Annotated in this window: 21 protein-coding genes; 7 read left to right on the top strand and 14 right to left on the bottom strand. The window is 49.3% G+C overall.

Annotation, left to right across the window (positions count from 1 at the left end):
• Positions 1–55 precede the first annotated feature (55 nt).
• The gene (locus AC15IQ_RS07310) at positions 56–1,306 is read left to right on the top strand and encodes a nucleotidyltransferase (RefSeq protein ID WP_483178258.1); all 1,251 of its coding nucleotides are present in this window, start codon (positions 56–58) and stop codon (positions 1,304–1,306) included.
• On the opposite strand, the gene AC15IQ_RS07315 is transcribed toward AC15IQ_RS07310, so the two are convergent.
• The gene (locus tag AC15IQ_RS07315; protein ID WP_483178259.1) at positions 1,292–2,080 is read right to left on the bottom strand and encodes a patatin-like phospholipase family protein; all 789 of its coding nucleotides are present in this window, start codon (positions 2,078–2,080) and stop codon (positions 1,292–1,294) included. The two genes, AC15IQ_RS07310 and AC15IQ_RS07315, sit on opposite strands and share 15 nt — an antisense overlap.
• Before the next feature lie 121 nt (positions 2,081–2,201).
• On the opposite strand from AC15IQ_RS07315, the gene AC15IQ_RS07320 reads away from it, so the two are divergent.
• Positions 2,202–3,383 carry a nucleoside recognition domain-containing protein gene (locus AC15IQ_RS07320; RefSeq protein WP_483178261.1) on the top strand — a complete coding sequence of 394 codons (1,182 nt, stop codon included), beginning with the start codon at positions 2,202–2,204 and terminating at the stop codon, positions 3,381–3,383.
• Here AC15IQ_RS07320 and AC15IQ_RS07325 read toward each other — a convergent pair.
• Both AC15IQ_RS07325 and rsmD read right to left on the bottom strand, forming a co-directional pair.
• Complete coding sequence (locus AC15IQ_RS07325) at positions 3,380–3,844, bottom strand: hypothetical protein (protein WP_483178263.1); 465 nt, start codon at positions 3,842–3,844, stop codon at positions 3,380–3,382. The genes AC15IQ_RS07320 and AC15IQ_RS07325 overlap by 4 nt on opposite strands.
• A gap of 14 nt (positions 3,845–3,858) precedes the next feature.
• The gene (rsmD, locus tag AC15IQ_RS07330; protein ID WP_483178264.1) at positions 3,859–4,416 is read right to left on the bottom strand and encodes a 16S rRNA (guanine(966)-N(2))-methyltransferase RsmD; all 558 of its coding nucleotides are present in this window, start codon (positions 4,414–4,416) and stop codon (positions 3,859–3,861) included.
• 268 nt (positions 4,417–4,684) lie between these two features.
• Here rsmD and gpr point away from each other — a divergent pair, with 268 nt between their 5' ends.
• On the top strand, positions 4,685–5,644 hold the full coding sequence (gene gpr / locus AC15IQ_RS07335; RefSeq protein WP_483178266.1) for a GPR endopeptidase: 960 nt from the start codon (positions 4,685–4,687) through the stop codon (positions 5,642–5,644).
• Positions 5,645–5,729: 85 nt separating this feature from the next.
• Here the strand turns inward: gpr and AC15IQ_RS07340 are convergent, their stop codons facing one another.
• The 5 genes from AC15IQ_RS07340 to AC15IQ_RS07360 form a co-directional block, all read right to left on the bottom strand.
• The gene (locus AC15IQ_RS07340) at positions 5,730–5,945 is read right to left on the bottom strand and encodes an alpha/beta-type small acid-soluble spore protein (protein ID WP_483178268.1); all 216 of its coding nucleotides are present in this window, start codon (positions 5,943–5,945) and stop codon (positions 5,730–5,732) included.
• Positions 5,946–6,014: 69 nt separating this feature from the next.
• Entirely contained in the window at positions 6,015–6,137 is a 123-nt protein-coding gene (locus AC15IQ_RS07345) for a hypothetical protein (RefSeq protein ID WP_483178270.1), read from the bottom strand.
• A gap of 114 nt (positions 6,138–6,251) precedes the next feature.
• Complete coding sequence (gene recG, locus AC15IQ_RS07350; protein ID WP_483178272.1) at positions 6,252–8,282, bottom strand: ATP-dependent DNA helicase RecG; 2,031 nt, start codon at positions 8,280–8,282, stop codon at positions 6,252–6,254.
• A 111-nt stretch (positions 8,283–8,393) separates the two neighbouring features.
• Positions 8,394–10,043, bottom strand: coding sequence for a DAK2 domain-containing protein (locus AC15IQ_RS07355; protein WP_483178273.1), 1,650 nt, complete (start codon positions 10,041–10,043; stop codon positions 8,394–8,396).
• 14 nt (positions 10,044–10,057) lie between these two features.
• Positions 10,058–10,420, bottom strand: a complete 363-nt coding sequence (locus AC15IQ_RS07360; RefSeq protein ID WP_483178274.1) for an Asp23/Gls24 family envelope stress response protein — start codon at positions 10,418–10,420, stop codon at positions 10,058–10,060.
• A gap of 122 nt (positions 10,421–10,542) precedes the next feature.
• Here AC15IQ_RS07360 and rpmB point away from each other — a divergent pair, with 122 nt between their 5' ends.
• Positions 10,543–10,731, top strand: coding sequence for a 50S ribosomal protein L28 (gene rpmB, locus AC15IQ_RS07365; protein WP_483178275.1), 189 nt, complete (start codon positions 10,543–10,545; stop codon positions 10,729–10,731).
• Between the two features lie 18 nt (positions 10,732–10,749).
• Here rpmB and hslO read toward each other — a convergent pair whose 3' ends face one another.
• The gene (gene hslO / locus AC15IQ_RS07370; RefSeq protein ID WP_483178277.1) at positions 10,750–11,625 is read right to left on the bottom strand and encodes an Hsp33 family molecular chaperone HslO; all 876 of its coding nucleotides are present in this window, start codon (positions 11,623–11,625) and stop codon (positions 10,750–10,752) included.
• Between the two features lie 384 nt (positions 11,626–12,009).
• On the opposite strand from hslO, the gene coaD reads away from it, so the two are divergent.
• Positions 12,010–12,504, top strand: a complete 495-nt coding sequence (gene coaD / locus AC15IQ_RS07375; RefSeq protein ID WP_483178278.1) for a pantetheine-phosphate adenylyltransferase — start codon at positions 12,010–12,012, stop codon at positions 12,502–12,504.
• A gap of 75 nt (positions 12,505–12,579) precedes the next feature.
• Here the strand turns inward: coaD and AC15IQ_RS07380 are convergent, their stop codons facing one another.
• The 5 genes from AC15IQ_RS07380 to AC15IQ_RS07400 form a co-directional block, all read right to left on the bottom strand.
• Positions 12,580–13,887 (bottom strand): TRAP transporter large permease, encoded by a 1,308-nt coding sequence (locus AC15IQ_RS07380; RefSeq protein WP_483178280.1) that lies wholly within the window; start codon positions 13,885–13,887, stop codon positions 12,580–12,582.
• The gene (locus AC15IQ_RS07385) at positions 13,884–14,375 is read right to left on the bottom strand and encodes a TRAP transporter small permease (protein WP_483178282.1); all 492 of its coding nucleotides are present in this window, start codon (positions 14,373–14,375) and stop codon (positions 13,884–13,886) included. The genes AC15IQ_RS07380 and AC15IQ_RS07385 overlap by 4 nt, the downstream gene beginning before the upstream one ends.
• Before the next feature lie 14 nt (positions 14,376–14,389).
• The gene (locus tag AC15IQ_RS07390) at positions 14,390–15,478 is read right to left on the bottom strand and encodes a TRAP transporter substrate-binding protein (protein WP_483178284.1); all 1,089 of its coding nucleotides are present in this window, start codon (positions 15,476–15,478) and stop codon (positions 14,390–14,392) included.
• Positions 15,479–15,781: 303 nt separating this feature from the next.
• Entirely contained in the window at positions 15,782–16,234 is a 453-nt protein-coding gene (locus tag AC15IQ_RS07395; protein ID WP_483178286.1) for a hypothetical protein, read from the bottom strand.
• Between the two features lie 77 nt (positions 16,235–16,311).
• The gene (locus AC15IQ_RS07400) at positions 16,312–16,791 is read right to left on the bottom strand and encodes a DUF6530 family protein (protein WP_483178288.1); all 480 of its coding nucleotides are present in this window, start codon (positions 16,789–16,791) and stop codon (positions 16,312–16,314) included.
• 299 nt (positions 16,792–17,090) lie between these two features.
• Between AC15IQ_RS07400 and iadA the strand changes: the two genes are divergently transcribed.
• Together iadA and AC15IQ_RS07410 are read left to right on the top strand one after the other, a co-directional pair.
• Complete coding sequence (gene iadA / locus AC15IQ_RS07405; RefSeq protein WP_483178289.1) at positions 17,091–18,218, top strand: beta-aspartyl-peptidase; 1,128 nt, start codon at positions 17,091–17,093, stop codon at positions 18,216–18,218.
• A 36-nt stretch (positions 18,219–18,254) separates the two neighbouring features.
• Positions 18,255–19,064, top strand: a complete 810-nt coding sequence (locus AC15IQ_RS07410) for a cyanophycinase (RefSeq protein ID WP_483178291.1) — start codon at positions 18,255–18,257, stop codon at positions 19,062–19,064.
• The last annotated feature ends 26 nt before the right edge of the window (positions 19,065–19,090 follow it).

Genomic DNA, 19,090 nt, shown 5'->3' on the forward strand with positions numbered 1-19,090 from the left:
GCCTATAGAGTGTATAATTATTGGCACCATTGACACAGTCCAAGGAGCCTGAAACATGAGCGTAGTCGGTATCGTCGCCGAGTTCAACCCTTTTCATAACGGCCACCTCCTGCTAGTGGAAGAAGTCCGTCAAAAGCTGCAGCCGGAAGCGGTTATTTGTGTTATGAGCGGTCCATTTGTGCAGCGCGGTGAACCAGCCCTGTGCGACAAATGGGCCCGCACCCGTATGGCCTTATCTAATGGGATCGATATGGTCATAGAACTGCCGTTTTGTTTTGCCGCTCGCAGTGCCTACTATTTTGCTCGCGGGGCCTTACTCACCCTGCAGGCTGCCGGGGCTGATCAGTTGGCGTTCGGCAGTGAGAGCGGAATCCTCGACCCCCTGTTAGAAATTGCGGGTCTGCTCAGCCATGAGACAGCTGCTTTCCAGCAGAAACTCAAGGCCAACCTGGCTCGGGGCTTAAGCTATCCGTCAGCGCGGGCCGATGCCATAAAATCCATCCTTGGAGATCACAGCCCGGAAATAAGCCAGCTTCTGTCTGGCCCCAACAATATTCTGGGGATCGAATACCTGCGTGTCATTAAACAACTGGACTTAGGACTTAAGCCGATTACCATAGCGCGCCGTGGTGCTGGCTACCATGACTCTGGGGTCTCTGCACTAGCCAGTGCCACTGCCATACGTCAGGCAGTATACCAGGGATACTTACATGACCTTTCCCAGGGCTTGCCGCAAATCAGCTTTCGCATCCTTAAGGAAGAGATCCAGGCAGGACGCGCCCCGATCAAGCATGATGGTCTGGAAGCGGCTTTGCTCAGCCAACTCCGGCTGGCCTCTAAAGAGTGGCTCAAGACTATTTACGAAGTCACCGAGGGGTTGGAAAACCGGCTCTTATTGGCGGCACAACAGAGCGGCACCCTGGCCGCATTGCGCGATACAGTAAAAAGCAAACGATATAACCTTACCAGAGTCAACCGCATGCTCCTGTACTCGCTATTCGCTGTATCAAAGAGCCAGATGGCCCGGTTTGACAAGGCTGGGCCGCAATATATACGTCTGTTAGGGTTTTCGTCACAAGGGCGTAAAATCCTGCAAAAAGTGAAAAATAATTCAGAGCTGCCGATACTTAGCACCGGCAGCCAGATAGCGGCTATGATCAGAAATCCCCCTGGAAATACCGGTTCTGAAATGCTGGCTCTGGATATCAAAGCCTCAGACATTTTCAGCCTGTTAGCTCCGATGCCACAACAGAGACAGGGTGGCCAGGACTATTTCCGTCAGGTGGTGGAATCAGATCCTGTTTAGAGCAGCGGTTTTAGATAGAATCTGTTCCAGGCTGGCCTCAGCAGCCTGTCGTCCCAGATCGATAATCTGCCCTGCCTTGTCAAAAGCGCGCGGTGAAAAACAGCCCACTTGGGGTTGAATAAGTACATCGCTCAGTCCTTTTACCTGCTCAAACTGGGCTCTTTGCATGATGTCCAGCGAAGTAATGATCACATCCAGGGTATTGCGGATGTTAATCTCCTTCCCCCCACCGAACATTACATCTACCGCGATCACCATATCAGCTCCGCGGCTTCTGGCTATTTCTACCGGTAAACGATTGCTTACCGCTCCGTCTACCAGAATCATATCCTCTTTTCTAACCGGGGAAAAAACGCCCGGCACAGAAATGCTGGCACGTATAGCATCCGCGACCGGCCCCGACTCCAGGACTACAGTATCCCCGGTAATAAGGTCGGTGGCTACCATATGCAGCGGCACTCGAGTATCCGTAAAGGTCATTTTCTTGGTTAAGAGTTTCAAGAGACTGTCCATCTTCTTGCCGGCTATGAAGCCCATGCGCGGCAGGCGTACATCGAAGAATACCCTTAAGTCCATGCTGTCGATCATTTTGCCCAGCATCACCATATCCGTCCCGCAAGCGTATAGTCCCCCCACCATGGCGCCCATACTGCTGCCGACAATGAAGTCAAAAGGGATGTTGTTCTCAATCAGCACCTGCAAAACTCCAATATGAGCCAGACCACGAGCACTGCCTGCCCCCAGCACCAATGCTATTCGGGGTGACTGAGTCATTATTGAACCTCCTTCAATGCGCCGCATTACGGCATTTATCGCCCGGCTAAGGCTTCTAACCCAACCCTTATCAACATATATTGAAGTGGAAACCTTGTCAAGTTAAGGGAGGGAAGCCGGATTGCACGGCGCCATGCTTATCAAGCCCCAATTTTGGCTGTTGCTGGGTTTTACGGGCTTATTGGTTTTTATGATGGCTCAGCCCAGTGCAGCGGTCAATTCAGCCGCGGCCGGCATACGGCTATGGGCTATGGTCATAATTCCGGCCTTGCTGCCTTTTTTTATAGTCTCGGAATTGCTCGTCAATATGGGGCTGGTGAGATTTTTGGGGGTTCTGCTGGAGCCGGTGATGCAGCCCATCTTTCGGCTCCCCGGGTGCAGTTCACTGGTAGTGGCGATGGGTTTCACCTCCGGGTTCCCCATCGGGGCCATATTGACCCGACGCCTGTATGAGCAGGGCCTGCTAAATGCCGATGAAGCCCAGCGGCTGGTCTCCTTCACTAATAATTCCAGCCCGCTATTCATCCTCGGAGCAGTAGGTATGGGAATGTTCGGATCCGCCAAGTTGGGCTGGCTCCTGGCCATCTCGCATTATGCTGCCAACCTGGCGGTAGGTGTGCTGTGCCGCTGGAAAGCGCTGGATACGGTCAGTTCCGTCGCCTATAGCAGGGGATTGTGGAAGGCGGCCGGGGTTGAACTATCGTCTTGCCTAGATAAGGAGGGTTTCGCCAAGCGCCTGGCTGAGGCCATAAGCAAGAGTACAGCCAATATTCTGGCTATAGGCGGGTATATAATGATCTTCTCAGTAATAACCACCATGCTTTCCGAATGGGGGTTCTTGGAGCTACTGGCTGAACTGATCACGGCTTTTTTTAGTTTTATAGGGCTTTCTTATCAGGTAGCCTATGGAATCGGCATGGGCTTATTTGAGATAACGCTGGGTGCCAATACCATCGCCCAGGCCAGTGATGCGGACCTCCTGCATCAACTGGCTGCAGTCAGTCTGATCGTGTCACTGAGCGGTTTGTGCATCATCACTCAAGTCATGGGAGTAATGGTGGGTACTCCGGTAAGGCTTGGATTCTACCTCAAAGCCCGCTTATTGCAGGCGTTCATCGCGGTATCCATCACCCTGGGAGGATACCACTGGGTGGCCGCTTCTGCTCCGGTTTCCCACACATTCCTTTTGCCGAGCCCTTTCTACGCCGTTCACGCCTGGCGCTGGTCCATATATTGCCTGGCTGGTGCAGCTCTGATCCTCTTAATTATGATCGGTATGGCAGCTGTTATTAAAAGGGATTAAAGGTCGCTCTCCATCTCCAGACGGATTTCTTCCTTGCCTTTAATGATGTTCTCCAACCCTTTTTTCAGCACCAACTCCATATGGTTTAATACGTTTTCAGCGTATTGATTGGCTTCGTCTCTGATCTCACGGGCAATCTCTTCAGCTTTGGCCAGGATCTCCTCTGACATCCGCAGGGCATTCTTAGTTATTTCGCTGTCATCCATCATACGGGCTACTCTGTCTCTGGACTGCTCCAGGTATTCATCGGCCTGCCCGCAAGCCTCTTTAATTATCCGCTGTTTCTCGGATATTATTAGGCGAGCGGTCTCCAGTTCTTCTGGCAATACAGCGCGCAGCCGGTCTACCCTATCCAGTAAAATATCACTCTCAACCACCACTTTGGTGTTGGAAAATGGCATCTTTTTTGATTCCTTGACCAGTCCCTCGAGTTCATCTAAAATCTTAAAGATCTCCATCATTGCATATGCCTCCTCTAAGCCATCAATGAATAATAATGCATGGCAGACTCCCCATAATAATTATGCCGATATTTGATCAAACGGCTAAATGCTTGCGGGAGTTCCTTATGTCGACGAGTTCGAATAATGATGGTCCCTTGCGGTTGGAGTAAATCCACCTGATCCAGTTTTTTCATCACATCCATAAATATCCCTTCAACAGTGAAGGGAGGATCTACATATATGTAATCGAATTTGGCGCCATTTTTGTGCAAGACATTCAAACCGCGCAGCACATCATTGCAATACACTTCATAATCGTCCCCAAAACCGCAGTTGTCTAAATTCTCATATATGATCCGCACTGCCCCAGGGTTATTATCAATAAAAATCACTTGTTGAGCTCCACGGCTCAATGCCTCTATGCCCACGCTGCCGCTTCCAGAAAACAAATCCAAAAAACGGGCATCTTGTATTTGGGGGCCGATAACATTGAATAGAGCCTCTTTAATCATGTCGGTTATAGGTCTGGTTGTGTTACCAGATGGTGCCTTGAGTCGTTTTCCTTTGGCACAGCCGGCTATAACTCGCACTATTGCCCTCCTTCCTGGCGCATATACCTTAAGGGCTATATTATTGTCATCTATTGTAGCATAAAAAATTTTTTAAAAATATTGTATATAATCCTATTTTAGGGGTAAAGATATCAATACCAGATGATAGTCTGGTAAACAAACCCTCCCCAACAACTTTACAAAATTCTCCTCTCCCCAAAATGGCGACGCGAGTCGCCATTTTAATTTGCGTAGATCCTCGTATATTCTTCCAGTGATGGCGCAGACTAACTACCGAGGTGATAATATGAAGACTATTCTGAGTGCTTTCGGATTGAGTGTCGATTTGGCCGTGGAAGCCCATGAACTGGTGCGTGGCGCTGCCGATGTAGAAGTCCCTGGGGTAATCGAACAGGTTGAGGAAAAGGAATATGTGAAAATTACCACCATTACCATCAAGGACCAGGCCGGAGCCGAAAAGATGGGCAAACCGATCGGGACCTATGTTACTATCCAGTCGCCACCGCTGAAAATCAATGACCCTTATGTAAAAAATGAAATAATCGAAGCTATGCAAAGAAGTATGCATACTCTTTTGGGCGATGGTATTCACCCGGGGGACACGGTTCTGCTAGTAGGCCTGGGAAATTGGCGGGCTACGCCGGATGCACTAGGCCCGAAATTCATTGAATATAGCCCTATCACCCGGCACTATCATCAACATGCCCCAGAAGCCCTCGTAGAAGGCATGCGCCCGGTATGCGGGATAGCTCCTGGTGTGTTAGGCATCACCGGCCTGGAAACTTTTGAAGTCATAAAAGGGGTGGTGGAGAATGTAAAACCGGCCGCTATGGTAGTAGTCGATGCTTTGGCCGCTACCAATGTTGAACGTATCGGGACCACTATTCAGATGTCCAATACCGGAATACAGCCGGGTGCCGGGGTAGGTAATGCCAGAATAGCTTTGACTGAACAAAGCCTGGGAATGCCAGTCATCGCCATAGGTTGTCCAACCATTGTGAATGCCAGTGTTATTGCCAGCGAAGCTATACGCAAGTTTTGCTTTAACAGCGGGGCTATGTTCAATGAGACCCAGGCCCTGGAAGCCACCAGGACAATATTGTCTCGCTTTGGGGGGACTCTGGGAGTGACCCCGCAGGAAATCGATGATATCGTAGAAAACACCTCTCGCATCCTGGCTATGGGGGTAAGCACGTCTCTGTTCCCAGGAATATCACAAGAACAATTGGAATTGTACGCAACCTAAAAAGATTTCTAAGTAAATGAAAACAAGCGGAGATATTAATCTTCCGCTTGTTTAAACCTAGAATGATTACGTTGTGGCTATAATGCTAGCTAAGCTGACCACCTGACTTGCGCTGTTCGTAATCATAGATCATTTTCTTGACCATTTGTCCGCCGATGCTGCCGGCCTGACGGGAAGTCAGATCACCATTGTAACCATCTTTCAGCTGTACGCCGACTTCCTGGGCAGCCTCCATCTTGAACTGGTTCATGGCCGCCTGAGCCTGGGGAACCAAAATACGATTGTTGCTTCTTTTTGCCATTCTGTCTCACCTCCTTTGTTTTGTAGTCATATTCTGTCCCCTACCGGAACTTATATGCTAGAAGTATTTTCATGAGTTTTTATTTTCTTTCTGGGCGGGCGAGGGTTTTTTAGGCTTCGAAATTCCCATTTCCTGTGCAACCTCGAATTTTATGTGCTCCAGCTTTTTGGACTTGTCATCGGCCTTGCTCATGCCATCACCTCCGTTTTATGATAAGCCGATAAAATCAAAAACTGCAGGGAAACCTGCAGTAATAGCTTTTAGTATTTTATGAAGATATACTCGAGGAACAATATAATAAAATAACTAATTTGCGGCTATATACGACGCTTTTTTAAATTTCATATCGAAATACTTTTGCTGCAGAGAGTTCATGGCAGGAAAGGCTGCTGCCAGTTGCCGGCTCATTTCCACAATTTCCAGATCCCGGGAAAGATCAGCAACCTGCAATTGATTAAGTCCGTGCTGGCGCACTCCCCAGAAGTCTCCGGCTCCCCTTAAGCTGAGATCAGCTTGAGCTAATCGGAAGCCGTCATTAATGCTGGTCATGAGTTGCATTCTCTGCTCAGCTCCGGGGTTTTTAGGATCAGCCAGCAGGAAGCACAGCGATTGCCGCGATCCCCTCCCTACCCTGCCGCGAAGCTGGTGGAGCTGTGACAAACCGAAGCGTTCGGCTTGTTCTATGATCATCATCGAGGCATTGGGCACATCTACACCGACTTCTATCACCGTGGTGGAAACCAAAACTTGTATGTAGCCCAGTTTAAAGCTTTCCATAATGCTCTCTTTCTCAGCACCTCTCATTCTGCCATGCAGCAATCCCACTTTGAAACCTTTTGCCAGTTCTGTACGCAATTCGTCATAGAGGGTTTGGGCCGCCAGGAGGTCTTGTTTGACGGATTCCTCGATCAAAGGGCAGACCACATAACACTGCGCTCCATCAGCCAGATGCCGCCGCATCAATTGGTAGGCCTGGGAGCGCCGTTCCCGTCTCAGGAATACTGTTTTTACAGGCGTCCGCCCTGGAGGGAGTGAATCGATCACTGACATTTCCAGATCACCATAAACGGTCAAGGCCAAGGTGCGGGGTATGGGGGTGGCGCTCATAACCAGGATATCAGGCTTTATGCCCTTGTCGCTCAGCAGGGCGCGCTGCCTTACCCCGAAACGGTGCTGTTCATCCACAATTGCCAATCCCAGCTTAGCAAATTGCACTTGTTCTTGAATCAGAGCATGGGTGCCAACCAGCAACTGCACTTCTCCACTGCTGACTCCAGCCAGTACAGGCTGGCGTAGGGAACTGTTCAAGGATCCGGTCAACAGTGCCATATTGCACTTCAATCCGGCGAAAAAGCTTTTCATATTGCGAAAATGCTGTTGGGCCAGGATCTCAGTAGGAGCCATAAAGGCAGCCTGATAACCGCTGGATAGCGCTTTGGCAATGGCCAGCGCCGCCACCGCAGTCTTGCCTGCGCCTACATCACCTTGCAATAAACGGTTCATGGGCCGAGATGCTTCCATATCGGCAAAAATTTCTGTGGTGACCCTGCGTTGAGCAGGGGTGAGCATGAATGGCAGCTGCTGTGTCACTTCTTGGACCAGATTATCCTGTTCCCGGTGAGCTACACCGAGATAGATCTGCTGCGCCGCCTTAAGCTTTTTCAGGCCCAGGTTGAAGAGCAGCAGTTCTTCGCAAGCCAATCGACGCCGGGCCTCTTTATAATTTTCACCGCTTTGTGGAAAATGCATATTCCAGAAGGCGGTCTTTATGTCGATCAGTCTAAAGCGGCGAGCTTGATCCGGGTCCAAAAGCTCCGGATAATTGGGCAAAAACTCGTGCAGCGCGGTTTCGGTCAGCTGCCGCAGGGAGCGTTGGGTAAGTCCTTCAGTGAGGCCATAGATCGGCATCACCATATGGCTGGTGCTATCCTGATCTAACAGGTCATATTCTTGAACCTGTAGCTGGAGGCGGTCATAGACCAGCTTGCTCCGCCCTCGTGCCCATATATTCTGGCCTTTTTTAATGGAGCGGCTTAAAAAAGGCTGATTGAACCAGACCGCGGTAACAGACCCGCTGTGGTCCTGCAGGATTGCCTCAAATACGCTCATCCCACGGCGGCTGCGCTTCAAGCTGGCAGCTACCACTATTCCTCTGATGCTGCAATTTTGACCATCCTGAAGCTCCTTTATGGATTGGACACGATTGCGATCGTAATAACTGCGGGGTATGTACCACAACAGATCAAAAACCGTTTCAATGCCCAACCTGTGCAGTAACAGGCTGCGTTTGGGGCCCACCCCCCGGAGAAATTGTATTTTTTTGTCCAAGGCTTCCATGATGATTCCCCTGTCTCCAAAATAAAAAGCGGGCCATAAAACCCGCTTCGAGTTCAACATTCTAAAGTCAGTCTGCGCCGGGCTGCAGTCGCGGGCATGATTAGCCCGCCATCATTCCACTGAAATATAATAACTGTAATGGGGCTGCCCCCCATAATGGACCTGAATCTCATAATCAGCGTACCGCAGCTGCAACTTGGATTTAAGCTCCTGAGCCTCATTCTCATTTATATCCGCCCCGTAAAACAGGGTGATCAATTCGCTGTCTTCATCAGCCATCTCCGCTAAAACCGCCTCAACCGCCGACTGGTTATCGTCAGCCTTGATCTTTATGGAATCCTCTACTATGCCGATAATATCGTCGGCTTTGATATCGAGACCATTCACAGCTGAATCCCTGACCGCCCGTGTTATTTCTGCGTATTTGACGCGGCTTACCTCTTCTTCCATGGCTGCCACCATATCATCCAGATCCCCGTCAGGGTTAAAAGCTATCAGTGCGGAGATGCACTGCATTACCGAGCGGGTGGCTACTACCCGTACTTCCTGGTCCTTGGCCAGCAGAGCCGCCTGCTGTGCGGCGAGGATTATATTGCTGTTATTGGGGAGTATGATCACCGCCGGTGATCTTATTTCCTGGCAGGCTTTCAGCAGGTCCTCAGTGCTGGGATTCATGGTCTGACCGCCTTCCACCACCCGGTTTACCCCCAAGCTTTTCAGTATTTCCACAACCCCCTGCCCGCTGCCCACTGCTACCAGGCCTACTTTAGGCGCCTCAGACAGAGAAGGTTGTGCTGCTCCTGATTCTACCGGCCAGTTATTCCTGTGCTGGTGCACCTCTTCCTGCATATTATTGATCTTGATGTCATTCAGATCCCCCACTTGCAGACAGTATTCCAGAACCCTGCCGGGGTGATTGGTATGCACATGAACCTTGACCAGTTGGTCATCCCCGACCACTAATAGAGAATCCCCCAGCTTGCCAAGGTGGTTCTTGATGCCCTCTATATTAAGCTTTTGACCTTTGAGCAACAACTCTGTGCAATACCTATAATCCAGATGGGGAAGCTCTTCAACCGGCACAACTTTAACTTCTTCAGCGGCCGTCCATCCCCAGCGCAGTGCGTCCAGGTTGAGTTCATGATCGAAAGCCAGAGCTTCGGCAAATCCCTCCATAAAAAACAACAATCCCTGCCCCCCGGCATCCACCACACCTGCTTCGCGCAGTACCGGCAGCATCATCGGGGTTTTCTCCAGGGCATTATACCCACATCTGATCCCCGCCAAAACCACCTTGATCACATCATCGTTCTTCTTGGCCTCTTCCTCACAACCCCGCCCGATTTCCCTGATAATGGTCAGTATGGTCCCCTCTACCGGTTTCATTACGGCTTCGTAAGCCGTGCGTGAGCCTGCCTTCATGGCTTGCGCCAGTTCTTTGGCATCGACCTTTTCTTTGTGGTCCAGGTAGATAGCTATGCCGCGGAAGATCTGGGATAGAATCACTCCCGAATTTCCCCGGGCTCCCATCAGAGAACCGGTGGAAACTGATCTGGCTACCTTTCCCAAGGGCTGATCTTGTGACTTTTCGCCTTCCCTGACCGCTGACTGCAGGGTGAGAAACATATTGGTGCCGGTGTCTCCATCTGGTACCGGGAATACATTGAGCTGGTCGACCTTATCGCGATGGCTTTCCAGCTTAATAGTACCCCCTTTGAGGGCTCTGACAAAATCACTTCCATCTATATACAACAAACTCAACTCGACGTCCTCCCCTACCTGTTGCCGGGAGCTTTAACCCCTTTAACGTTAACGTTTACTGCTGCTACAGGAATGCCGGCGGTATGACTTAAAACGTAGGTCACCTTCTGAATGACGCTGCCAGCCACCTCTTTTATTTTAATTCCATATCCCATCATAACATAGAGGTCAATCACAAAGCCGTTCTCAGTGAATCTAACCTCCACACCTTTGCGCACATTTTCTCGTCCCAGAATACTGCTGATGCCGGTCTGTAAATCCTGCGATACCATGCCCACCAGGCCATAGCAATCGATGGCAGCCAGCCCTGCGATGGTTTGGATAACCTCTTTGGACACCTGAATAATTCCTATTTCGGTATCTTTGATCTTATGCATTCCGGTCCCTCCTGTCTGACTTAGTTAATTCTACAACACAATATTTATTCCTTCTTCTTGCCCTTTAACCACCATTTTGGTAAAATAGTTAAGTGCATTTATGAAGAGAGGGGGCAAGCAAGGTGGCCAAGTGTTATGTTTGCGGGAAAGGCATCACATTCGGGAAAACATACAGCCACTCCCATATAAGAACCAACCGGCAATGGAAGCCTAATATTCAGCGGGTAAAAGCTATTATTGACAAAACACCTCAAAGGATCTATGTATGTACCCGTTGCCTGCGTTCTGGCAAAGTACAGCGCGCCCTGTAATTTTGTTTGATAAAAGCCTCAGTCCCTCGGCTGAGGCTTTTTGGCGTCCATAATCTGTTCGGGGGTATAGTGATACTGCTGATTACAGAAATTGCAGGTGACTTCCATGGTACCTTCATCATCACATAAACGCTCCAGTTCTTCCTTGCTGTAACTGGATAGAATGACCGCCAGGCGCTCCCGACTGCAGGTGCAGCAGAATTCCAAATCCTGCTCCCCTATAAGCTGGTATTCGATTCCCCCCATTACTTTCTGCAACAGTTCTTCCAAATTTTCCGTCATTTCCAGAGCGGAGCTTATATTGCCCAATTTCAGCACCTGCTGTTCAATACTGGCTAGCAGTTCATCATCGACTCCGGGCAGGGCCTGCACCATAAGTCCTCCGGCCGCTTTGATGCTCAGGTCGACATCTACCAGCACACCCAACGCCAGCAAGGTGGGGACCTGTTCGGAATGCATAAAATATTGCACCAAGTCCTCGGCGATCTCACCTGAAACTAGTGGCACCCTGCCGGTGAAAGGCTGCTTCATGCCAATATCTTTAAGCACTTCCACATAACCTTCAGTTCCAACCAGTCCTCCCACGTTGAGCTTGCCGGGAGCAGCAGCCGGCAGATCAGCCTGTGGTTCGGAAATATAGCCGCGCACCGTTCCCATTCCGGTAGCAGTAGCGATGATCACCCCGGCAGGGCCATCTCCATTAAAACGCACCGAAACCACATCGGCAGGGTCCTTAAGATCATGGGTCATAATCAGAGCCGCAGTCAAGACCCTGCCTAAAGCAGCCGAGGCAGTGGCAGAGGTGTGATGGCGCTGCCGGGCGTGTTCGACCAGGTGGGTAGTGGCCGCCAGCACGACTTTTACGCCGCCGCTGCCATCCAAAGCTTTTATCATATAGTCTCTGGGAATCATGGCATTATCCCTTTCGCGTGTTAATTGTCATTATACCCAATCCCGGCAGATGAAAAAATATATCTGAAGAATGGGGCTTAAAGCTATTGTTTTTATTATCGTAGCACACTATCCTCCAACTTCACCTCTGCGCGACAATTTTCGCTCAATTCTTTTTCGGTAATTGCAGGCGGAAGACGTTGGTGCTGCGCCGTAATGGGCCTCAGGAGGCATCAGCGTTAAGGTGTTGTTAGGGCTCTTTTTTTATTGAATGGGACAAAATATAATCAGTAATTGAGAAATCCATGCTGTTCAGCAGGGAAATCGCCCTATTAAGGCGAACAGGTATTCATTTAATAGAGATAGCTAAGCTGAGGGGGGTAGCAGGTGCGTCTGGCAGTATATCCAGGGAGCTTTGACCCGGTAACCAACGGTCATATTGATATCCTGGAACGCAGCAGTAAGTTGTTTGACAAAATAGTGGTGGCAGTTATCCACAATGTCACCAAGAGCGCTTTGTTCAGTCTGGATGAAAGGGTTCAACTGATCAGGGAGAGCGCCAGGCATATCGATAATGTGGAGGTTGATTGTTTTTACGGACTGTTCGCCGACTATTTGCGCCGCAAAGGAGCTTGTGCGATTATCAGGGGACTGCGGACTGTAACCGACTTCGAGTACGAAATGCATATGTGCATGATGAACAAGATGCTCATTCCGGAAATCGATACTATATTTATCATGTCTGACACCGATTATATCTTTGTAAGCTCCAGCGCAGTCAAAGAAGCCGCCCTTTTAGGGGGCGATGTGAGCACTTTAGTGCCGGGGGTGGTTAAAGAAGCCTTGGATGTCAAAGTGGCTCAACTTCTGGCACAAAGATAGAGGATGTCGTGGGGACGGGGTTGTTGACACCTTTTGACACCTTCGAAAAGGTGTCAACAACCCCGTCCCCTGCTGTCAGGACATCAGGTTTGGCAGAAACAATGTTATCTGAGGGAACACCATGAGTATTGCCAAACAAACCACAATAGCCGCCAGGAAAGGCCAAATGCCCCGGAAGATACTCTCTAAGGGCACATCCGGTGCAATGCCCTTTATGATGAATACATTCATTCCTACCGGCGGAGTGATTATTCCCATGCCTACCACCAATACCACAATGACTCCAAACCAGATGGGATCATATCCCAGAGTGTTGGTGACAATGGGGAAGAATATCGGTATGGTCAGCAAAACCATGGCCAGGGCATCGATGAAACCACCTAGTATAAGGTAGATTACCAGTATGATTGCCATCACCGCAAAAGGCGGCAAGTCCAAAGCCCCGGTCCAGGAGGCCAGTTCAGAAGGCACCCGGCTAATGGCCAGAAATCGCCCAAATATCATGGCCCCGGCGATAAGCAGCATTATCATGGCGGTAGTTCTGGTGGTGTCATATAATGATTTCTTAAAACCTTCCCAATTCAGGCTTTTGCCCAGCAACGCTGCCAACAACACCCCGAAAGCTCCTACCGCACCAGCCTCCGTGGGCGTGAACCAACCCATGAAAAGCCCTCCCATGGATATCAGGAAGACCAGTAAAACCTGCCCCAGGGCGCCTTTTAAAGCCTCCCAGCGTTCTGCCCAATTGGAGCGCGGCCCGGCTGGCCCAAGTTCTGGTTTGCGCCAGGTCAACAGCCAGATAGTGAGCTGATACAAAACCATCAAGAGGATTCCCGGCAAAATGCCGGCCATGAACAATTTACCCACTGATATTTCAGTTGCCATGCCATAGACTATAAATATGACACTGGGTGGGATCAAGACCCCCAGGACCCCTCCGGCTGCTACAGAAGCGGTCGCCATAGAGTTGTCGTACTTGTATTTCTGCATCTCCGGCAAGGCGATGGCACCCATGGTGGCTGCAGTGGCAGTGTTCGATCCGCAAATGGCCCCAAATATGGCACAGGCAGATTGAGTGGCTATAGCCAATCCCCCCGGCCAGTGCCCGATGAGTTTGTAAGCAAAGATGTACAAACGGGTGCCAATGCCCGAATAATAAGCCAAAAACCCCATCCATACGAACATCGCGATCACGCTCAGGCTGTATGAAGAAAAAGTGCTGAATAATTCCTTAGCCACCATATCAAGGGCTGCGGTAGCCGAGGTCAGGTAGGCAAACCCGGCGAACCCTACCAGGGCCATGGCGTATGCTATGGGCATGCGCAGAATCAACAATAGCATAAATATCACAATACCGATTAATCCCAGTTCTGATGTGCTCATGCCAGATTCCGTACCTTCCTCAGCGATACCGATATGCGCTGCAGCAGTACCAGACATAAAGCCAAGAGGCCGAAGGTAATCAGGTAGGATACCGGGTACAGAGGAATCTGGGCTGTGGAACTGACCAGACCACTGTTCAGCATCTCATGACTGTAATCCAGCATGTAGCTGGCTGCCAGCCCCCAGAAACCCAGGGCCAGGATTCCAGTGATGACATCTGAGACCGCCTGGGTACGCGCGGGCAATTTTTCCATTACGAAATCGACTGCGATCTGGCCGTTGCAGAAGGCACAGTAGGCCAGAGCCAGCCCGATGGTTACTGCTGTTAGTATATTGACATATTCGATGGTCCCCAACAAAGGACGATTAAATAAAGCCCTGAGCAGGACATTAACCACCACCACCGCCATGGTTAGAGCAACACAGCAGGCTGCGATATTATCCAGAAACCTTCCCAGGCGTTCCACTATTCCGCTGAATCTCTTCATGGATAAAAACCTCCTTACAGCTCGGCGTTGTATTTAGCAGCCAGGGCTTTTACCCCGTCCAGTATCTGCTGCCCGTCTATCTGCATGGCATTCATACTGTTTACATATTCTCTCTGAATGGGATTTACCAGTTCGATCCAACGCTGACTTTCAACAGGGTTCAATTCTATTACCTGCATGCCCTTCTGCTCCACTGCCCATTTGAGAGCGGCTTCGTTTTGCTGATCCCACAAGCCTGCGGCTACCTGATCAAAGTACTTCTGATTGACATTAAGTATGGCCTGCTGCGTGTCCGCTCCCAGCGCATCCCATTTGGCTTTATTTATGGTCACAAAAAACAGCGTATTGTACAGGAAGGGAGTCTTGGTCAGGTGGGAGGTGACCTCAGCCTGCTTCCATCCCTGCAAGACTTCATCAGGCCCCAGGTTTCCCTTTACCACCCCTTTGGATAGAGCCTCATAAGCTTCCGATTGAGCCATGCCGACCGGGCTAGCACCAAGGGCAGCGAGTGTCTTAGCGCTCAAACCGGTAGCTCTAATTTCCATGCCTTTGATATCCTCCAGCTTGGTGACCGGGGCCTTAGTATAAAGGTCGCCAGGTCCGGTAGTGAATACCATTAACAAATTGGTATCCTGCACCTCTTTAGGGTTTATCGACTGTATGGTCTCCCAGGCTACCTTGCTGCTGACTCTGGAACTCTCATAAGTGATACCCGGCAATTCGAATACCTCCAGGACCGGGAAGCGTCCGCGTGTATATGAGAAACAGGAGACCCCTATATCTGCTACTCCTTTGACCACGCCGTCATATATGTCGTTGGCCTTCAAGAGGGTTTCTCCCGGATAGCTGGTGATCTTTACTTTTCCATTCGTAACCTGGTTGATTTCTTTGGCCCAAGGTTGGATCAACTGCGTTTCCACAGGATGAGTGGCGGGCCAGAAATGGGCTAATTTCAATTCCACAACTTTGACGTCGGCCCCGCTAGAAGCGCTCTTTTGGCCGCACCCGGCAAGGGCGCCGCAACTTAAAAACAACACCATGATAAGTGCCCAGGCGATGTTGATTCTCCATCCCCTGCCTACCTTCCTACTGACAACTTTCACATTTTCGTCCTCCCTTTAAATATTCCTGCCCAGGAAAAGCAAAAAACCCCCGGAGGAGTTATAAAAATGGAAAATCCCCAGATAGGCATACGACCAACCAGGGGTATACATCCCAATTCCTACCATTCTACTCTTCCTACGCATATGCAGTTTTGGCATCACCCAGTGAAAAAACCATACTACTGAAAATATCTTACCATTCCCGCCATATTTGTGGCAAGTCTGCTAAATTATATGTAGGCGGCAGTAATCTTATGATAATTACGTCAAATTTAATTTTACTGCCCCACAAGCTTTTTTTGACTAATACCGGGGTCCCTCGGTTCTAATCAACTCTACCGCCCAGGAGGAGAGCTTTTCTTTACCTTTATATACCAGGACGCCGCGATTTAAGTAGCGATCGGAAGCAGTCTGGATCAGAACCTCCGACCCTGAAAATTGCCCTTCTTCGGCCCGATATTCGGAGAGGATACAATCCCCTACAACTGTGAAAGTACCCTCCAGAACTCCCAGACTGGGGTTAACCGAAATCCAGGTGGTCAATTCCTTGCCTTCATCCCAGGGAATGATCTCGTAGCGGTTGCGAATCTCGACGGATTCTTGCCCGACTACCTTCATGACCCCATCATTGATCCACAGATCGTCTTCGTGATAAATACGCACCTGCCCCTCGACCTGATGGGGCTGTCCCTTTTCGGTATAGTAAAAACCGCTGGCTTTCCAATAACCTTCTTCAAATAACAATTTATGCTCCATTCCCATACTCCTCTTCTGTTTATTCATTATTATAGTGATTACCTCACCATTGTTGAAGCACATCAGGAATATTCATACTAATATCCCAGTTCCTTTAATATTCTGGCAAGGGTTATTAAACGTTCTCCAATCAATTCGTCGTCATTGCTCAAAGCTTGATGGAACAATTTTATATCCTCATCGATTTTCTCATTATCGGTACAAACCTTGACCGACATAGCGTCACCCTGCAAACCTACTCTGTCTATGTCCGATTTATTAGGATCATATAGCTTTTCATAACGATAAGCCTCGCTGAAATAAAGCCTGCTCCTGCAGATGAGTATAGCCAAGTCTAAAACCCGGTGCAGCGGCAATTCTTCAGATTGCCGGGACCATTTTTCCCCAGTATGCCTCCACACTTTAGCGGAGATGTCCAGCTTGCCACGGTCATTCCATTGAGCCAAGCCAAGTGATAGGCCTTTGGCATCTGATTTATAGGCATACCTGCCGTCAACGTTTTCGTAGTCCTCCACCACAATCACCGGTTTGTGCTTCAAAGTAGTCGGAATCCTCATCACTCAATTTCCTTTCAATTTACTAGATTAGTAGTTTACTAAATAACAAATAAAATTATACACCCAATTGAAAATTATTGAAAGTCAAATATTAGATCCTGTTTGCCTATTCGCAATTGTTTTTGAATGTTTTAAAATCGGCCGTTATCTACTACTCTCGTCCTTAAACATCTGTCATGAATACAGTTGACATTATGGCAATCATCGGGATTGGTGTATCTTTTTACATACTGCTTTAAGGGATTGTTTTCTAGGCTAATGTAGATGCTGAACTTAAAATGGTATCCGTGGAGGATATGGTGTTTAAACTTCTGAAAAACGGCCACTGTTATTTGCCCCAGGAAGTCAGGAAAATGGATATATTGGTGGCTCATGACAGAATTTGTGACGTGAAACCGGATATTGCGGCTGAGAAGCTGTGGGATGTGGAAATCATTGATTGCAGGGATTGTCTGGTAATGCCCGGGATCATTGACCAACACGTTCACATCACCGGTGGTGGAGGTGAACAAGGCCCTATCAGCAGGATTCCTGAGATTATGCTTAGCGAGGTGCTGAAAGCGGGAGTCACCACGCTGGTCGGGGTACTCGGTTTTGACAGTATATCTCGCAATATCGCAGGTCTGCTGTTAAAAGCCCGCGGGCTGGAAGCTGAGGGTATTACTACTTATATATACACCGGCAGTTATGGCAGTCCCACCGAAACCCTGACCGGGCGGGTTTTGACTGATATCGTGTTATTGGACAAAGTAATTGGGGTAGGCGAAATAGCGATTTCGGATTACAGGTCCAATCATCCCACACTTCAGGATTTGAAAGTTTTAGCCTCGGAAGCCAATGCGGGCGGTATGCTGGGCGGCAAGGCAGGGGTCCTCCATATTCATGTTGGAGATGGTCAGGAAGGTCTTATCCCTTTGTTTCAGCTTATTGAAGAATCTGATTTTCCCCTGCAAATTTTCGTGCCTACTCACATAAACCGGAATCCCCAATTATTTGAACAGGGTATAGAGATGTTACAGCGGGGCGGCCATATCGACCTGACTGCGGGCGAAGCTAAGGGCTGCAGCGTAATTGAGTCTTTGCTATATTTAACCCGCCAAGGAATCAATATCGATAAGTTGACCATTTCATCGGATGGGAATGGAAGTTCGCCTGAAAGCAAGGTGGCTAAAATGGATCAGCTCTTAGAAGACGTGCGGACCTGTCTGGCGAATCCCAGACTGAATAATCACGTCATAATAAAAACGGTGACTGAAAACCCGGCAAAATTATTAAAGCTATACCCTAAGAAAGGAGCTATTTTATCGGGTTCCGATGCTGATATTCTGGTTTTGCGGCAGGACGATCTCAGCATATTCCGGTTGTTGGCAAAGGGGGAAGTAATGGTGGAGAATGAAAAAGTTTTAAAATACGGTCAATTTGAATAATAAATCTATCTTTCAGGGAGCCAACAGGAGGCAAGTATGGGTGAAAAGAGAAAAGGCACTTTGATAATCATCGGCGGGGCTGAAGATAAATACGGAGACAGCAAAATATTGGAAGATGCCCTGGACATCATGGGAGGCCGGGATGCCCGGGTAGGCATAATAACCACCGCCACTGAACACCCCCGGGAGGTGGGCGAGGACTACCGCGAGGTCTTTCGGAGACTGGGTGCTTTAGATACTGACATATTGAATATCAACTCACGTGATGATGCCAATGGTGAGGATAACGTCCGCCGTATCCAGGATGCTACCGGTTTTTTCTTCACCGGCGGGGACCAACTCAGGATTACCAGCATCCTGGGAGGCACCAGGGCTTATGAGGCTTTGTCGTGCTCGTTTAGGAACGGAACCGCCGTAGCTGGTACCAGTGCCGGTGCATCAGTTATGAGCAACACCATGATCGTGGAAGGCAATAGCAATGATGCCGCCAGGAAATGCACACTAAAGATGGCCCCCGGATTGAGTTTTCTGGAGGGCGCGATAATTGACCAGCATTTTGACCAAAGAGGGCGGCTGGGTCGACTGATGTGCGGAGTGGCTGAAAACCCAGGGATACTAGGCATAGGGATAGATGAGGATACTGCCATCGTTGTATCCCCCGATGATAAATTCAGGGTAATAGGCAGTAACGCGGTGACCGTCATTGACGGCACCTCAATTAAAAGCTCCAATGTTTCCGAATTGAATCCGGATGAGATACTGACCATCACCAATGCCACTATCCATATTTTATCCGCTGGATATGGTTTTGACCTTAGAAAACGTGAGGTCTTGAGACTTCATTAGATAGAGGCTGACACGAGGAGGATACG

Source organism: Syntrophomonas sp. DTU019, from assembly GCA_913757435.1.
Taxonomy (GTDB): domain Bacteria; phylum Bacillota; class Syntrophomonadia; order Syntrophomonadales; family Syntrophomonadaceae; genus DTU019.

What these genes read in the sequence shown, in the direction of transcription:
- AC15IQ_RS07310 (WP_483178258.1), top strand. Translation starts at nt 56, where the DNA reads ATGAGCGTAGTCGGTATCGTCGCCGAGTTCAACCCTTTTCATAACGGC.
- AC15IQ_RS07315 (WP_483178259.1), bottom strand. Translation starts at nt 2,080, where the DNA reads ATGACTCAGTCACCCCGAATAGCATTGGTGCTGGGGGCAGGCAGTGCT.
- AC15IQ_RS07325 (WP_483178263.1), bottom strand. Translation starts at nt 3,844, where the DNA reads ATGATGGAGATCTTTAAGATTTTAGATGAACTCGAGGGACTGGTCAAG.
- gpr (WP_483178266.1), top strand. Translation starts at nt 4,685, where the DNA reads ATGAAGACTATTCTGAGTGCTTTCGGATTGAGTGTCGATTTGGCCGTG.
- AC15IQ_RS07340 (WP_483178268.1), bottom strand. Translation starts at nt 5,945, where the DNA reads ATGGCAAAAAGAAGCAACAATCGTATTTTGGTTCCCCAGGCTCAGGCG.
- AC15IQ_RS07345 (WP_483178270.1), bottom strand. Translation starts at nt 6,137, where the DNA reads ATGAGCAAGGCCGATGACAAGTCCAAAAAGCTGGAGCACATAAAATTC.
- recG (WP_483178272.1), bottom strand. Translation starts at nt 8,282, where the DNA reads ATGGAAGCCTTGGACAAAAAAATACAATTTCTCCGGGGGGTGGGCCCC.
- AC15IQ_RS07360 (WP_483178274.1), bottom strand. Translation starts at nt 10,420, where the DNA reads ATGCATAAGATCAAAGATACCGAAATAGGAATTATTCAGGTGTCCAAA.
- hslO (WP_483178277.1), bottom strand. Translation starts at nt 11,625, where the DNA reads ATGATAAAAGCTTTGGATGGCAGCGGCGGCGTAAAAGTCGTGCTGGCG.
- AC15IQ_RS07380 (WP_483178280.1), bottom strand. Translation starts at nt 13,887, where the DNA reads ATGAGCACATCAGAACTGGGATTAATCGGTATTGTGATATTTATGCTA.
- AC15IQ_RS07385 (WP_483178282.1), bottom strand. Translation starts at nt 14,375, where the DNA reads ATGAAGAGATTCAGCGGAATAGTGGAACGCCTGGGAAGGTTTCTGGAT.
- AC15IQ_RS07395 (WP_483178286.1), bottom strand. Translation starts at nt 16,234, where the DNA reads ATGGAGCATAAATTGTTATTTGAAGAAGGTTATTGGAAAGCCAGCGGT.
- AC15IQ_RS07400 (WP_483178288.1), bottom strand. Translation starts at nt 16,791, where the DNA reads ATGAGGATTCCGACTACTTTGAAGCACAAACCGGTGATTGTGGTGGAG.
- AC15IQ_RS07410 (WP_483178291.1), top strand. Translation starts at nt 18,255, where the DNA reads ATGGGTGAAAAGAGAAAAGGCACTTTGATAATCATCGGCGGGGCTGAA.